This window comes from Undibacterium sp. GW821-FHT11H02, assembly GCF_058808015.1.
Genome location: NZ_JBXARG010000009.1, coordinates 27091 through 43407, shown reverse-complemented (window position 1 = coordinate 43407; position 16317 = coordinate 27091). Strand labels below are relative to the sequence as shown.

10 protein-coding genes are annotated in these 16317 nt (G+C 45.2%); 7 read left to right on the top strand and 3 right to left on the bottom strand.

Translation table 11 applies throughout. The features are described from left to right. Nucleotides 1-10: 10 nt before the first annotated feature. A complete protein-coding gene (locus AC1RR2_RS10895) occupies nt 11-754 on the bottom strand; it encodes a YoaK family protein (protein ID WP_493222278.1) in 744 nt (247 codons plus the stop codon). A 771-nt stretch (nt 755-1525) separates the two neighbouring features. Here AC1RR2_RS10895 and AC1RR2_RS10890 point away from each other — a divergent pair. After that, on the top strand, nt 1526-4171 hold the full coding sequence (locus tag AC1RR2_RS10890) for a TonB-dependent receptor (RefSeq protein WP_493222277.1): 2646 nt from the start codon (nt 1526-1528) through the stop codon (nt 4169-4171). An 81-nt stretch (nt 4172-4252) separates the two neighbouring features. Here AC1RR2_RS10890 and AC1RR2_RS10885 read toward each other — a convergent pair whose 3' ends face one another. Next, on the bottom strand, nt 4253-4960 hold the full coding sequence (locus tag AC1RR2_RS10885; protein ID WP_493222276.1) for a DUF6445 family protein: 708 nt from the start codon (nt 4958-4960) through the stop codon (nt 4253-4255). Nucleotide 4961: 1 nt separating this feature from the next. Further along, nucleotides 4962-6494: a tryptophan halogenase family protein gene (locus AC1RR2_RS10880; RefSeq protein WP_493222275.1), complete on the bottom strand. Its 1533-nt coding sequence runs from the start codon at nt 6492-6494 to the stop codon at nt 4962-4964. Between the two features lie 970 nt (nt 6495-7464). Here AC1RR2_RS10880 and AC1RR2_RS10875 point away from each other — a divergent pair. From AC1RR2_RS10875 to nagZ, 6 genes are all read left to right on the top strand, one after another. Further along, nucleotides 7465-10254 (top strand): TonB-dependent receptor, encoded by a 2790-nt coding sequence (locus AC1RR2_RS10875; protein ID WP_493222274.1) that lies wholly within the window; start codon nt 7465-7467, stop codon nt 10252-10254. Between the two features lie 578 nt (nt 10255-10832). Beyond that, entirely contained in the window at nt 10833-11750 is a 918-nt protein-coding gene (locus AC1RR2_RS10870; RefSeq protein ID WP_493222273.1) for a glucosamine kinase nucleotide-binding domain-containing protein, read from the top strand. Between the two features lie 30 nt (nt 11751-11780). Further along, nucleotides 11781-12515 carry a GntR family transcriptional regulator gene (locus AC1RR2_RS10865; protein ID WP_422997292.1) on the top strand — a complete coding sequence of 245 codons (735 nt, stop codon included), beginning with the start codon at nt 11781-11783 and terminating at the stop codon, nt 12513-12515. A gap of 5 nt (nt 12516-12520) precedes the next feature. Beyond that, the gene (gene nagA, locus AC1RR2_RS10860) at nt 12521-13642 is read left to right on the top strand and encodes an N-acetylglucosamine-6-phosphate deacetylase (RefSeq protein WP_493222378.1); all 1122 of its coding nucleotides are present in this window, start codon (nt 12521-12523) and stop codon (nt 13640-13642) included. Then, a complete protein-coding gene (locus tag AC1RR2_RS10855; RefSeq protein WP_493222377.1) occupies nt 13635-14645 on the top strand; it encodes an SIS domain-containing protein in 1011 nt (336 codons plus the stop codon). The genes nagA and AC1RR2_RS10855 overlap by 8 nt, the downstream gene beginning before the upstream one ends. Before the next feature lie 139 nt (nt 14646-14784). Then, on the top strand, nt 14785-16299 hold the full coding sequence (nagZ, locus tag AC1RR2_RS10850; RefSeq protein WP_493222272.1) for a beta-N-acetylhexosaminidase: 1515 nt from the start codon (nt 14785-14787) through the stop codon (nt 16297-16299). Nucleotides 16300-16317 lie beyond the last annotated feature (18 nt).

Genomic DNA, 16317 nt, shown 5'->3' with positions numbered 1-16317 from the left:
ACGCCATTTTTTACAGAACAGTTTTCTTAGAAAACGCAGGCGCGATGGCTAAACTGATTAGCGCCAAGGCCAGCGGTACACTGGCAATAAAACCTAAATGTTTGAATCCCGCGGCACCCATTACCGCACCAATGGCAAACGAGAAAACCAGTTGACTATGTAGTTTCAATTTTTGACGGTTGACGATGACCTTCATCTCTTCAGCATGGTGTTCATCACGATTCCAGTACAGCATTTTCCCAAGTTCGATGCCAATATCAGTGACTAGGCCGGTGATATGCGTAGTGCGAATTTCTGCATGTGAGATCTTGGTGATCAAGGCATTTTGCAGCCCCATCATGTAGCACAACAAAATGGCGGTAAACGACACGGTGATCATTTCGTGTTTGAGTAGACCTTGCCCCAACATTCCGAAAATCAATAACAGTATCGCTTCCAAAAATAGTACCGGTGAGTAGATAAAGTGGGGAACATTGCGTTTCGCGTAGTTCACTATTAAGGCCGTACAGGCAGCACCACAAATAAAGGACAACAACATAAGTAAGGCAGCGAGCGCAGCCATCTTATGGCCGAGTATAAGTTCATCGGCTGCGCTTGATAGCAGCCCTGTCATATGCGAGGTGTATTCCCCGACAGCCAGGAAGCCACCGGCATTGAGGGCGCCGGCAATCCAGCATAAAGTCACACCTAGGTGTAAGTTGGTTTTTGCGCTACGTTTAGGCGCAGTGAGTTTGGCGAGATAGTGCTGTGGCATAGCGTACTTTGCGTCGGTTGATGAGCGTCAGTTTGAATGTTTAAGTTGTACATATTATGACCTCTACTGTAGCGATTCAGGTTAATTCATCTATTTGTTCAAGACGCTCTTTTATTGAAAACGAGGGAATTCGGTCAAATACTTTGATAGCGCGAACGATTCTTGAAATTTAGGTAAGTTGTTTTAGAAAACAGTTCAGTTTTTCAATTGGTATGTTGGATTGAGTCAACATACCATCACTTCGTAAATGCCATTTTTTTGCAAAAAATCCCATATAAATCAATTAGTTGATTTGTTACTCATGTGCAGAATATTAATACCAATCATAAAACTTGCACAATACCAATTAAATAAATCTAATACCACATGAATACCGCTTGACAATTGGTATTGAGAAATTTAAAGTGAGCTCACTTCGAAAACTACTATGTTTGTCTGGCGTTTGATCTTGTAACTTGAGAAATGATGCGGTGAATATTCCTGTGGGGGGAGGTTTTCGAAGCTGTATTGGTCTTGAAATATATTCAGCGGTCTTGGATGTCGCTGTTGGAAGCACAGTTTTTGAATTCGATTCACTTGTTAAGTGGTTTTAATCTGGTTTTGTGTTTTTCCATAAAGTGGTTTGTATTGTCCCAACCCGTCTAGATTGGTTTCAATGAGTTCTTAGGTGGTAACTACGTGGTAATTCGCGCACGGTGAGTTTTGAAGAGCTGAATTTACCGAGCATTAAATCTGTTTTTTTAGTTTTTATGGAAGTCTTGGGGGAAATAAATGAAAAGTAATTTGAAGCCTGGTTTGACGCCTATCGCAGCAGCAGTCTCTGTCTTGGTTATGACAGTAGCGATGTCCGCACAAGCCCAGCAAGTGGAAGCAAAGAAGGATGAAGCGCAGCAAGTGACGGTAACTGGTATCCGTATGGCTTTGCAAAGTGCGGTAAATATTAAACGCAATGCAAATTCTGTCGTCGATGCAGTTTCCGCGGAAGATGTAGGCAAGTTGCCAGATACTGACGTAGGTGAATCTTTGGGCCGTATTCCTGGCGTCACAGTAGGTCGTGCTTTCGGTCAAGGCGCATCAGTTTCTGTACGTGGCTCTGATCCACAAATGACTTATACAACTTTGAATGGACAAACAGTCGCTTCTACTGGCTGGTACGATCAACAAGCTTTAGATCGTTCATTTAACTATTCTTTGTTGCCATCAGAATTGATAGGCGGTATGGATGTGTACAAATCGTCTCAGGCTGATTTGACAGAAGGCGGTATAGGCGGCACCGTTATCGTGAAAACACGTAAGCCTTTAGATTTGAAATCGGGCACTGCGTATGTGGGCGTAAAAGCGGGCAAAGGTAATGTCAGCGATAAAGTGGCGACCGATCTTTCTGGTTTGGTGAGCTGGAAAAATGATGCAAATACTTTTGGTATTTTGATCGCTGGCGCTAGTGAAAAAGGTGATTACATCCGTCGTGGTGTTGAATCTGATTCGCGTTGGTCTGCCGACGTTGCGCCAACGACATTTGTCCAGGAGCGCAAGCGTTCTGCATTGAATATTAATTTGCAAGCACGTCCAGTCCAAGGTTTGGATTTGGGTTTGAACTACATGAAGTTGGAACTCGATGCGGATAACTCCAACACCAGTCATTACATCTTCCATGATGCAAATTGTACGCAGCGTAATACGAGTGTGAAGTCTGATTTCAATCCTGACGGTGTGTGCTTGAAGAGTAATACAAGTGCCGCCAAGGCCACTGATGCTTTCCTTCAAACTTGGGCGCGTCAAGGTAAGATGACTTCAGATAGTTTTAGTTTGAATGGTACTTACAAAGGTGATGGTTTCAAGCTTGACGCGGTTGCTGGCACGACGAAAGCGGATGGCGGAACCTCAATGACGACTAACTATTCTTATGGTTCATGGACGGCAGGTGCTACGTTGCCAAAGTGGACTGGTGGCATAGACGCAACAGGTAAAGAGATTATTATCACACCAGCCTCTAGTCAAAATGTAGCACTGTCTAATTTGCCGGCATCAACGGGTCCTGCAGGTTCTTGGGCCACGACACGTGGTCCAAACTCTGACAAAGAAAATTTTGCACAAGTTGATTTGTCATTGAACCTTAACTGGGGTGCGATCACATCGTTCAAGACTGGTTTGCGTAAATCAGATCATACATTCCAAAAGCAAACAGATCGCGCTGTATTCGCAGCGACGGCGAAAGAAGCTGCGACATCTAGTTTGTACGATGGCACGATGGCGATGGGTACTTTAGGCTGGGTTTCTCCGCGTCCTAATATCGCTGCGATGATGGCGAATACCAATGCCAATGTGACAGGCTGGGTTGAAGAGCGCGGTGGCTACGGTAAATTGAATGAAGACAATACCGCCTTATACGGTATGTTCAATTTCGAACAAGACAAATTGCATGGTAATTTTGGTTTGCGTTATATCAGTTCTGAAGTAACAGCTGAAGGTTATAAACTGGATGGTACTGTATTGGCAGCAGGCGAAATCGCTCAAAATGCAGGCTGGGGTCGTTCTAAGAAAACCGAAACAGCGAAATACAGCGATGTATTGCCAAGTTTGAATTTGGCTTACGACGTGAATAACAACACGATCTTCCGTGCTACAGCATCACAAGCGATTACGCGTCCAAACTATGAAAATATGTTTATCGCTACGCAAGTAGGCTTCCAGGATACTGTAGCAGGCAATGAATCCGTGAGTTATGGCAGCGTTGGTTTGAAGCCGATGAAGTCGACTCAATTTGATTTGGGTCTGGAATACTATTACGGTAAGGGTGACCTGATTTCCGTTATGTATTTCCATAAAAACATCAATAACTTCATCACGACAACGACTAAGATCAATCAAAGCATTGGTATCGTGAGCCCAGACAGCAAGAAGGATAGCTGGACTGTAAATCAATACATCAATGCAGGTGGTGGCAAGATTGATGGTATCGAAGCACAGATCAATCATTCTTTCGACAATGGTTTTGGCGTAGTAGCAAACTACACTTTATCGAACGCGACAGCACCATCGACCAGTTATCAAGATCAGTTGAACGTGTTCACTTTGTCTTCTAAGCACAATACAAACTTGGTTGGCTACTGGGAAAATGAAACCTACTCTGCACGTTTAGCTTATAACTGGCGCTCAAAGTATATGGTTCGTGAAACTGGCTGGTATGGCAATCGTATGCATGATGCCTATGGTACTTTGGATGCAAGCTTTGGTTGGAATGTAAATAAGAACTTCCGTTTAGCATTTGAAGCGACTAATTTGCTCAAGCAAGATGATATTCAGTATGGTGCAGCAGCAGCCAACACGACAGTGAAAGATCCGTTGAAATTAGGCTACCCAGCCTGGTCTTTCATGGGTGAGAGAACTTACCGTGTTAGCTTAAGCGCGAAGTTCTAATTAGATCTTGAACTTAGCCTGATGATGGGGTAAGTGCCAAAGTGGTTTGAGATGGCCCGGTTTCTACCGGGCCATTTTGCATTAAAAATCGTAGAACGTATTGACAGTTAGGCGGCCAGTGTCGGGTCGCGCGTCTATGCTAATAGACGGGTTAATACAAGCAGTATGCAATAGGCTGCCACGATAAATCACGAGACGATTGAACTTCGCAGGAATCATTCCGAGAAAAGTAAAGTGTTCGTTGGAGTCATCAAAATAGCGTTGTGCTGGAAGTCTACGATTGATTTCTTCGTAGTAGACATCAAGATAGTTTTCTCGAGTTGCCTCGGTGATTTGCTGTAGGCCGGTCGCATTATGACGATAGAATCCGGTACCGCCGTGTCGTTCATTGCAGAGATAGAGTAGTACTGCCATATGATGCGGCGTGCTGGCATCAAAGTGCGGCGTTCTTTGTAGTGGGCCAAGCTCATCTGCGGGCATGGTGGTCAATGAAAAAGCGCAGATACTCTTACGTAATGCAAGTGCGTCAGGAATCTCGAAATGCGCTTTGATCAAAGGTTCAAGAAAACTGGTAATGCTACTTGAGTAATCAACAGGCGCTTGGGCGCGGATACCAGGATAACCTTTGTGTTCTGCATAGCCAGGATAGTTCTCAAATTGGCTTTGCCGCGCAATCGCTAACATCGCATGCGGATCTTGTAAAAAGTCATCAATTATGAGTGCTTGGTGCTCACCAATAGTCACCACTTGCAGGTCGGGAGAGGTGTTGATTAAAAAATGGTTTGTCATATTATGCCGCCAGGGATTTGTTATAAGCCGTTTGGAATTTTTCTAACCATTCTCGATGACCGAGTAATTCTTGCGAGAGTTTTTGTCCGCTGAGTTTTATGTTTTGAATTTCTCGTTCGTAGTACTGTGCTTCATAAGGCGTCATTTTCTTACTGTTTGTTTTAAATTTCATGCCGTACAAAACAAACAGAAAATTATCCACATCGAATAGATCAAAGCGACTAAAGAAATCGGATTTCTTAGGTGCGTTCACTTTCCATATTGCTAGCCTTTCAGCCAGTACATCGGATAATTTGCTATCGTGTTTATTGGCGCGCCAGAAACTGGAGTCGTCACGATCGGATAGATAATAGTGCATCTGAATGAAGTCGATAACACGCTCCCAGGTATAAGCGACCACCTTATTACAATAGTCCGCAGCTACTGACATGCTGTCTTTTTCTGTTGAAAAATTGCGGGCAAAAAGTTCAGCAGCGAAATCGGTAACGAATATTGAAGTGGCCTCTAAGGGTTCAACAAAACCTTGCGCAAGCCCTAGTGCAACTGCATTTTTGCACCAGAATTTTTCTCTATAACCCATGCGCATAGCGATCTTTCTGGGGGAGAATTTTTCCGCATCAATTTGAAGATGTCGCGATAGTTGTTCAATTGCAGTAGATTCTGTCATGTGAGCGCTAGCGTAGACAAAGCCAACACCACGTCGGTTGGTGAGTGGGATATCCCATAACCAGCCAGCCTGATGCGCTTTGGCTAAAGTATAAGGAGCGATTTCTGCGGTCGGTGAGGTTGGTATCTGTACTGCGAGTGCGGTGTCGGTTGCTATTTGTGATGACTTGTCAATGAAAGGCACATTGAATATTTTTCCAAGAATCAGCGAATGGAATCCTGAGCAATCGACGTAAAAATCAAAATGAAGTTGTTCGCCTTCTTTTGTAAGCAAAAAATCGACCTCGCCTTTTTCATTCAGTTGCGCATCTATGATGGTTGCTGTTTTGTGTAATACACGCAAATTTTCTTTCGCATTTTTTGCTAAGAGCTGCCCAAATTTGACCGCATTAAAATGGTAGGCATAGTTGGTCCAGCCTTCATATTCGAGAGAGGAAATTCTTTTTGGTGATTTCATGGCTTCGGCCAATTGCGGCACTTCCGTCACTTCCGAAAAATTCATTGATTGAGAATTTTTTAGATACAGCGAAGTGACATCAACCCCAGCAGGATAAGGTGAAGAAAATGGGTGGTAGTAGAAATTATTTGAGGGATCTGCACCCGGCCTCATCCAATCAACAAACTTGATGCCTTTTTTAAAGGTGGTATCGCAGCAGGCTAATAAGTCGGCTTCAGAAATGCCGAATTTCATTAATGACTTTCTGATGTGCGGTACGGTGCCTTCGCCTACGCCAATAATACCGATCTCAGGTGACTCAATCACCGTGATGCTGATATCTGTCTCAGCCCTTAACTCTACCGCTAAATGGTTTGCGGCCAGCCAACCAGCTGTACCTCCACCAATAATCGCAATACGCTTTACATTCATTTTTTCACCAAGTTGAAATAAAAAAAGGGAAAAAGCGCAGCCTGAACTGCACTTTTTTTACATCAATGTGGGAGGAGGGTTTTGTTGCGTGAAGGAGGTGAAGTCGAAACGCTTAAGCAAAGTATTCCATATTTCTTGGATGGCTACAAGCAGCATTTCTATGTCAAAAACAAGATTGAAAATCGATAGCGGCTTTGCTTTCGCAGCAATGCAATGAGTGATGCGTTACGCCGAATTTTTATCGCCAGTTAATAGAAACGCTGGTATGGCGTGAGCGTCCATGTTGTTTGTCCTAGCGTTTAAATTTTGCCTATTGCAGGATTTGCCATCGCCAGCACGCCTTTTTCTTAATTGAATAACCGAAAAAAAGGCAGGCATAAAAACGGTTCCTGTTGAAAATTGATACCGATTAATCCAAATTTCATAATGAAAGTGGTATTTTTCGAACTGGTGTTGGTTTGAGTCAACATACCATTGCATGCCAATTGGCAATATGTCGAAAAAAAGCCTTTTAAAAACAATTGCTTAATGCTGTTGATGGGTATTTGATACTAATACCAATGCCTAAAATTTGCACAATACCAATCAAATAAATCTAATACCACATGAATACCGTTTGACAATTGGTATTGAAGAATTTAAAGTGAAGACTCTTCAAAAAATAAATGTTTGGCTGATGTTTGATCTCGATGCATGAGATGTTGTGTTGTAAATATTCCTGTGGGGGGAGTGTTCGAAGTCTCAGCAGTCACATGAATGGTGTTTAGCAGTATTGGAGATGTTGCTTGAAAGATTTCGTGGCGATTGGGCGCCAAAGTGCAGTGAACTTAGCCTGATTTTTGCGAAGTGATTTTAAGTAGTTTGAATTTTCGTGATAAGTGGTAATTCGTGCAAAGCAAATTTTAGATCAATGAAATTGCTGAGCTTAATTGTCTTTATTAGTGTCTTTATGGAAGTCTTGGGGGAATACATGAAAAGTAATATGAAACCGGGTTTGACGCCTATCGCATCTGCCGTCACAGTTTTGATGATGACTGTGGCAATGTCTGCACAGGCGCAACAAGCCGACGCAAAGAAAGCTGAAAAAGAAGAACAGCAACAAATTATTGTTACTGGTGTTCGCGCTTCAATGCAGCAATCTTTGAATCAAAAGCGTAATGCGGAATCACATATCGAAGTGATTACTGCTGAAGATATCGGCAAGATGCCGGACAAGAACGTTGCTGATTCCTTGCAACGTGTTTCCGGCGTGACGACCAGTTCTGCTTCTGGTAATGAAGGTGGTTTTGATGAGAATGATCGCGTCAGTATGCGCGGTACTAATCCAAGCTTGACGCAAACCTTGATCAACGGTCACAACATGGCGGCGGGTGATTGGTTCGTGTTGAATCAATCGGGTGCTGGTGTTGGTCGTTCAATCAGCTACACATTGTTGCCTTCAGAATTAGTTGGTCGCATTGAAGTCAACAAAACCTCCCAAGCGAGTTTGGTCGAAGGTGGCGTTGCTGGTTCTATCAATGTGATTACGCGCAAGCCTTTGGAGTTTAAAAAACAATTGACCGCCGAAGCCTCCTTGGGCTTGGTCTATGCTGATTTGCCAAAGAAATCTGATCCGCAGTTGAGTGGACTGATTAACTGGAAAAATGATGCGAATACTTTCGGTTTGATGGTGCAGGCTTTCTCTGAAAAACGTAGTTTGCGTCGCGACGGTCAAGAGACTTTGGGTTGGTCACAAATTTCAGCAACTAGCCCTATGGCAAAAACCAATCCAGATTTGGCTGGTGCTTACTACCCAAGTTTGATGGGCTCTGCTTTGTTTGAACAAACTCGTCATCGTACGGGTGGTTTGATCAGTGCTCAATTTAAACCAAGCAAAGAATTTGATGTGGTTTTGAGTGGTTTTAGTTCTAAATTGGATGCGGCTAACTACAATCGTAACTACATGTTGTGGGGCTCTCACTTTATCGATGGCGGAAATGGTCAAGCACCAGAGCCAGGATATACAGTGGCTAATAACAATGGCGTTAAAACCTTGACCAGCGCAACATTTAAGCCAGTCGCTGGTACCACTTATGGTGTCTACGATCAGATTTCCCGTCCAGATGCGGGCTCAGAAGTGAATTTCTTCAGTGCCGAAGCAACCTGGAAAGCAAGTTCTGATTTGCGCTTCAATGGACAGTTAGGTACATCTAAGGCGAAAGGCAAAACACCAACGCAGGACGTGGCTGAATGGAACGTGGGTAACGGTTCTGGTGCATCATACAAAATTAACGGCGTCAACAATGCGGCTGACTGGAGCTTGGGAAATACCAATTATGCTAGTCGTTCAAAAGATACTTTAGGCTGGGTTTTTGGTTATCAAAATACTTTAGTCAATGATGAAGAATCATGGGCCAAGTTGGATGGCGAATATCAGTTGAATCAAGGTGTGTTTAGTTCATTGAAATTTGGCGTTCGTGCCACTGAACATAAGCGCAATAGCGGTGCCGCATTGGGCCAGGGCCCTGGCTGTAAAAATGCCGCTGGCACTCAAGCGCCTTGGGATTGGTCGCAATCTAGCTGGTGCCCGGTTGGCACAGTTGCACAAAACGATCCAGCAAAGTTCCCTTCAACTGTGAGTCAGTATCCATCGAACTATGGTTCCGGCTTGGGTGGTAACTTCCCTTCTAATGTTTGGTATTACACGCCAGCGCAATTGGCTGAGTTTAACAAATACTCCAATCGTGATAACAATGGCACACGTCTTGATTACGGTACGCAGTTTGCTTTGAAAGAAAACGTCAATGCTTTCTATGTTCAAGGGAATATGGAAGGTGAAGGCTGGAGTGGTAACGTGGGTGTGCGTGTCGTGCAAACTAAAGAAAGTGTAATTTCAACTTTGACGGGTCCTGGCGCGGGTCAAAAATCGTCTGACTTTGGTACTTTCCATTTTGCACAGACCGACAATACTTACAACGATGTACTGCCTAGCTTGAACTTGCGCTTCGATGTGCAAAAAGATCTGGTAGCGCGTATCGCTGTTTCTAAAACAATGACGCGTCCTGACTTCGGTGCTTTGGCTAGTGCGATTAGCTTGAGCCCACCATCGACAGCAACAGGTACCGGTAGTGGTAGTGGCGCCAATCCAAATCTGAAACCAATTCGTTCGAATAATTTTGATGCGTCGTTGGAATGGTATTTTGCGCCGCGCGCATTGGTGTCTGGTAGCCTTTACTACATGGATTTGACTAGCTATGTTGGTATTGGTCAAACCACACAAAGTTATTTCACTACGAGCTCCGCGATTCCACAAGGTGCGATGGTGCCTTACGTGTTAAGTGTTCCAGTTAATTCTAGTGCGAAAGTCAAAGGCTTTGAATTGGCTTACGAACAACCGATCAGCGCTAATTTCGGTTTTGCCGCGAACTATACTTACGCCGATGCTAAAGATGCGAAAGATCAAGAAGTGGTTGGCGCGTCTAAGAACACTTATAACTTGAGTGGTTACTATGAAGATGACACGTTTAATGCGCGTTTGTCTTATAGCTACCGTTCAGCCTTCTATAGTGGCCTGGACCGTGAAACAGCGTTCTCACAAGCAGCGACAGGTTCTTTGTCAGCTTCATTGGGTTATAAAATCAATGAGAATTTTGCGATCTCTTTCGATGCGCATAACTTGAATAATCCAACTTTGAAGTATTTTGCTCTGAACGATAATCAACCACGTTCTATCTATCAAAGTGGTCGTCAGTATTATTTGACTTTGCGTGTGAAGATGTAATTGAGGTGTGAGCCGGGTCGTTTAAATTGATGAAATCGCTAGCTCAGTTTTGTGCGATCTGGTTCATGTATTTTTGGTAGTAATTAAGAAAGGGTGACGAGGCGGAAATTGCTTCGTCACTTTTTTTTAAGTCTTTTAATTTTCAAGTTAATTGTTTGATCGATATTTTAGTTTGTTGGTTGATTTATTCGTTGATCGTTAAGAGCGTTTATTTTTTCTTTTGTACTTGAAAACCAGTGGCGTTTTTTTACCAAAGTCGCTGGTTTTGTTTGAGTCAGAATTGCTTGCGTGACTTTTGTCCTTACTGGCTAATTTGATGATGATACATAAGAGTAAAAATAAGAATTCTTAGGTGTTTACTGCTGCCGCTACGGGATTGTGAATCGTCTTTTTTTTGTCGCAAATTATTCAAAAAGAAGGCAAGTAATTGCAAATAGTTTGAATACCACTTAAATACCTATTGACAGCCACTTTAGAAACACCTAAAGTGTACTTAAGTCGTAATTTCTGTCTAGATTTCTGTTGCATTTGCCACTAATGGCATTGCTGAAAGCAGAGCTTTTTTGTTGGATGATGCCGTGAAAGATTCAAAGCAAGCGCAGCCGCAATCTCAGTTTTCATCGCAATTTCAATACCTGATCGGTGTTGACGGCGGTGGCACGGGAACCCGTGTTTTGTTGGTGGACAAAGACGGCAGAGAATTAGCGCGTGCGAGCGCGGGTCCTTCGGGCTTAATGCACGGAGCAAAAGCAGCATGGGAAGCTATTCTAACAGCAATTGAAAGAGCATTTGCGGAAACTGGTATTAGCATGCCGGCATTGGATCAAATGGCGATTGGTTGTGGTTTGGCCGGCGTGAATAACAAAGTCTGGGCCGACGAGTTTCGTGCCAAAAACCCTGGTTTTGCTGGCCTGGCGGTAGAAACCGATGCCGGAACGACGCTGCTTGGTGCGCATCAAGGTTTGCCTGGTGTCATTATTGCCCTGGGTACTGGTAGTGTGGGTGAAGTCATGCATGCAGATGGCAGTCGACGTGAGGTTGGTGGGTGGGGTTTTCCTTCCAGCGACGAGGCCAGTGGTGCATGGATGGGATTACGCGCCATCAATCACGTACAACATGCATTGGATGGCCGTAGCCCTATGGATGCATTTGCTCAAGCCTTAATTGATTTTTGCGGCGGCAGTCGGGATGCAGTGTTTGCCTGGCTAGGTGGTGCGAATCAAACTAAGTTTGCGCAACTGGCACCCCTGGTGATCGAATACGCGGCTCATAACCCTAAAGCAAAAAATATCTTGCTGGACGCGGGTTTAGAAGTTGAGAAAATGGCACATGCCTTAGATCCAACTGGTAGTATGCCAATTGCACTTTGCGGTGGCTTGGCGGAGGCAATTTGGGCATATTTGCCAGAAAAATTATTGCAACGCGTGACTAAGCCTAGCGGCGATTCTGCCGCAGGGGCCTTGATTTTAGTCAAAAAGCAATTTTTGAAGTCGTAACAATCATAGCGAATTCAGAGGATAAAAAAGATGTTGGCACAACTACTTGATTTCAAACCTGATGGCGATAGTTCTACGCCACTTTATTTGCAACTCGCAAATAAATTGGCGAATGGTATTCACAATGGTTATTGGCAGCCCGATGAGGCCTTGCCCTCCGAGCGTATGTTAGCCGAGGCTTTGGAAATTTCACGCGTCACAGCACGCAAAGCGATTGAGATGCTTTGTGAGCGTGGTTTGCTGACTCGTAAGCACGGTTCGGGTACTTACATCACGCCGAAATTGGAGCAACCTTTGTCACGTCTCACTAACTTTAGTGAAGAGTTGCGGCAACGTGGTTTTATGCCAGGGTCGCAGTGGTTGTCGCGTGATACCGGGGTTGCCTCTCCAGAAGAAATTTTATCTTTAGGTTTGTCACCGCACTCGGTGGTTTCACGTCTCAAACGTTTGCGTACGGCAGACAATGTGGTGATGGCAATTGAAAGCACCACTATCCCTAATGCGTATTTGCCGAATCCCAAATTAGTCACGGATAGTTTATATGGTTATCTGGATCAAAATAATGCCTCGCCAACTCGCGCTTTGCAGCATATCCGCGCGGTGAGTGCGACGGCCGAGCAAGCAAAGTTAATTGGGCTCAAACAAGGCACGGCGATGTTATTGATTACCCGTGTCGGTTATCTGGCGAATGGTGCGGCGGTTGAATTAACGCATTCCTATTGCCGTAGTGATTATTATGACTTTGTTGTGGAGTTGTTTAGATGAGTGCAATGGGATCAGTCGCACAAAGCATAGACGGCAATGTATTGACACCAACTGGCTGGGTAAACGGTCGTATTAGTTTCGATCAAAAAATTACCGCTTTGCCAAGCCAGAGAGTCGATCCAGATACGAATCAGGCGTGCTATATCTTGCCCGGTTTTATTGACCTTCATGTTCATGGTGCGGGTGGTAAAGATACGATGGAAGGCGAGGGCGCGATCGATGTGATTTCGCGTATGCACGCACAGCATGGTACGACCAGTATGTTGGCAACGACTATGACTGCTCCCATGTCTGATTTGGAAAATGCCTTACATGCTTTAACGGCTGTTTGTCAGCAACGGGCGCGTGGTGCCGCCAGAGTCTTAGGTGTGCATTTGGAAGGGCCTTATATTAATCCTGGAAAGTTAGGAGCTCAACCTGATTTTGCCCATGCCGGTTCGTTGGAACAAGTGCAGCTGTTGGATAGAATTGCGCCCATCAAATTAATTACTTTGGCACCTGAAGTTGAAGGTAATCTGGCAATGGTGCGTCAATTGACCGATCTGGGGATGCGTGTTCAACTCGGCCATACCTTGGGCACTTATGAAGACGGTGTGGCCGCTTTAGAAAATGGCGCCAGTAGCTTCACCCATTTGTATAACGCGATGTCTCGTTTAGATCATAGAGCGCCGGGCATGGTTGGTGCCGCATTGGCGCACGCGAATTTCGCTGAAATTATTCCTGATTTATTGCACGTACATCCAGGCGCAATCCGTGCCGCTTTGCGTGCAATTCCTAAAGTGTATTGCGTCACCGATTCCACCTCAGCCTCAGGTATGCCCGACGGTGAATACATGCTGGGACGTCAAGTAGTGCATAAGTGTCTTGGTGGTGTGCGTCTGGCTGACGGTACGCTCGCTGGCAGTACCTTGACCATGGATCAGGCATTAAAGAATTTAGTCAAGATTGGCTTAGAGCTGGAAGATGCGTCTAAGCGTGTTTCTACCTACGCAGCAGATTTTTTAGGATTATCTGATCGTGGTCGTCTGCAAGTCGATGCTTATGCGGACCTAGTAGTTCTTGATCGGGATTTGAATCTAATTGCTGTTTATATCGAGGGAGAAAAAATTGAGCTCAAAGATGCTTAAAGAGGCGTGTTCGTCAAGTGAATTTGTCGCTGCACAGTTAAGTCAAGATCGTGAACGTTTAGTCGAGTTAGGACAATTTTTACGCGCTACGCCACCGTCCTCTGTGGTGACTATCGCACGTGGTAGTTCTGATCATGCGGCGAACTACGCGGCCTATCTGATCATGGCACGATTAGGTCATATAGTCGCTTCTTTACCTATGTCTTTGGTGACTTTGAATAAGGCGCCACTACACGTCAAAAATGCCCTAGCGATTGCAATTTCACAATCTGGTCAAAGCCCCGATGTGGTGGAGCCGATTCGTTATTTCCGCGAAAACGGGGCGACAACAGTGGCATTGGTGAATGATGCCAGCTCCCCCTTAGCACAAAGTGCGCAATGGACTATGCCGCTGCATGCGGGGCCAGAGTTAAGTGTTGCTGCGACTAAGAGCTTTATTACCTCTCTTGTGGCCGGTGCACGTTTGGCGGGGCATTGGCAAAATGATCCAGCATTCCTTGCCGGTATTGAAGAGTTGCCGCAGGTCTTGCATCAGGCGACGCAGCTCGATTGGTCAAATGCTTTGGACGTGCTAGCACCTGCGCAAAGAATTATGGTGGTTGGTCGTGGCATTAGTTTCTCTGTCGCTTTGGAATCTGCTCTGAAATTTAAAGAAACTTCGGTAATTCAGGCGGAAGCATTTAGTGGTGCTGAGATTAAGCATGGCCCTATGGCCTTGATTGATGATGGTTATCCATTACTGATTTTCGCAACACGTGGCCCAGCACAAGCAGGCTTGATCGCCTTGGCTGAAGAAATGCGTGGTCGTGGTGCGAATGTATTATTGGCGGCACCTGCTGATGTTAAAGAACGGAATCTGACTTTGGCTACAGCGGCAACGCCAGATCTCGATCCTATTGCGGCGATTCAGTCCTTCTATGTCATGGCGGCGCATCTGTCAGTCGCGCGTGGATTAGATCCAGATAAGCCTCGTCACTTGAGTAAAGTAACTAAAACGAATTAATCAGCTGAATTAACTAAGCTAAGCGGGAAATCAGATAAATTGATTCCCGCTTTTCTTTGACAATTTTTCGTATTTTTAATTCGAATTCTTAATTCGAAGTTTTAATTATCCATCGCCATCGAGAAAACTTGGAAAAGCAATGAGTAACCTGATCAGTAAAGAAGAAGCACGTCGTATCGCCGGGCAATCGATCATGATCCGTATGCCTGAAACTGTCTTGAGTGAAGCGACAGCCAATTTTATTCGCGACAATCATATCCGTGCCATTTGCCTGTTCCGTCAGAATATGGTGAATCAAGAGCAGTTGTCAAAACTGACTGCCGATTTGCGTGCAGTGATGGGGCCTGAGGCTTTGATTGGTATCGATCAAGAAGGTGGCGCAGTGGTGCGCTCGACTTGGGTACCGCAGCCGCCCGCTGCAATGTCGCTTGGGGCAAGTAATGATCCTGACTTGTGTCGCCAAGTGGGTGCCGCTGTCGCTCGCAGTGTTAAGGCCCTGGGCTTTAACTGGAATTTTGCACCCGTCTTAGATTTAAATAATAACGTAAATAATCCGGTCATCTCTGAGCGCTCATTTGGCGCTGATCCAGTGCGGGCGCATCAACTTGCCAGTGCCTGGATGGAAGGTAGTTTGGCTGAAGGTGTTGCCTGTTGCGTCAAGCATTTTCCGGGGCATGGCGATACTCATGTCGATTCTCATCGTGATTTGCCAGAGGTGAATAAGTCACGCGCGCAGCTCGATGCTTTAGAGTTGGCACCGTTTAAAGCCGCAGCAAAAAATGCACCGGCGATGATGACTGCGCATATTGTCTATCCACAAATTGATCCAGAAAATCCTGCAACCATGTCGAAGGCCATACTCACAGGCATTTTGCGTGATGAATGGAATTATCATGGTGTCGTGATTACGGATGGCATGGATATGCATGCCATTGCAGGGCGCTATGGCGTCGGCATCGCTGCGGTGAAAGCTTTAGCGGCGGGCGCTGATATGGTCATGGCTTTGGGTAACACGGAAACGCAATTAGAGACCTTGGATGCCTTAAGTTCAGCGATTGTGTCTGGTGAGATCGAGTACACGAGTTTGCAAAAGAAACTAGCGCGTATCCGTCACTTAACGGAAACTTATCCTAGCCTTAGTGGTAGTTATACCGAACAGACTGATGCGGCGGATCGTGTGTTAATGGCGCAAGCGTGGCAACGTGGTTTAACACCTTATCGTCAACCACAAGCACCACAACCTGGTAGTAAAGTGCGCTTGGTGATCAGCGCCGACGTAGTGAGTGACGGGGTTTCCGAAGCTGGTATTCCAGCCCATAAAGTCGCCACTATGTTGGCGCAGATTTATGATCTGGAAACCACGACATTTGACGATGCCAATCGCTTTGAGTGGTCCAGTCTACCTAGTGATGGACGTACTGTGATTCTGGCTTCTACGGTGCGCATTCGTTACAACGACTATGCGCGTAAAACCTGGAAACCAGATTTACATTTGGTCTTGTGGAATCCCTTCCAAAGCTTGGATATCGCGGCACCCGCTTTGATTACTTATGGTTTTGCTGCACCGGCAATTGAGGCGCTGGCAAACTGGCTATCGGGTAAAGCTGAGGCGACTGGCGAGGTGCCGGTGGCAGGTTTTGATCAACTAGTTTGACCTGACATTTGATGCTGA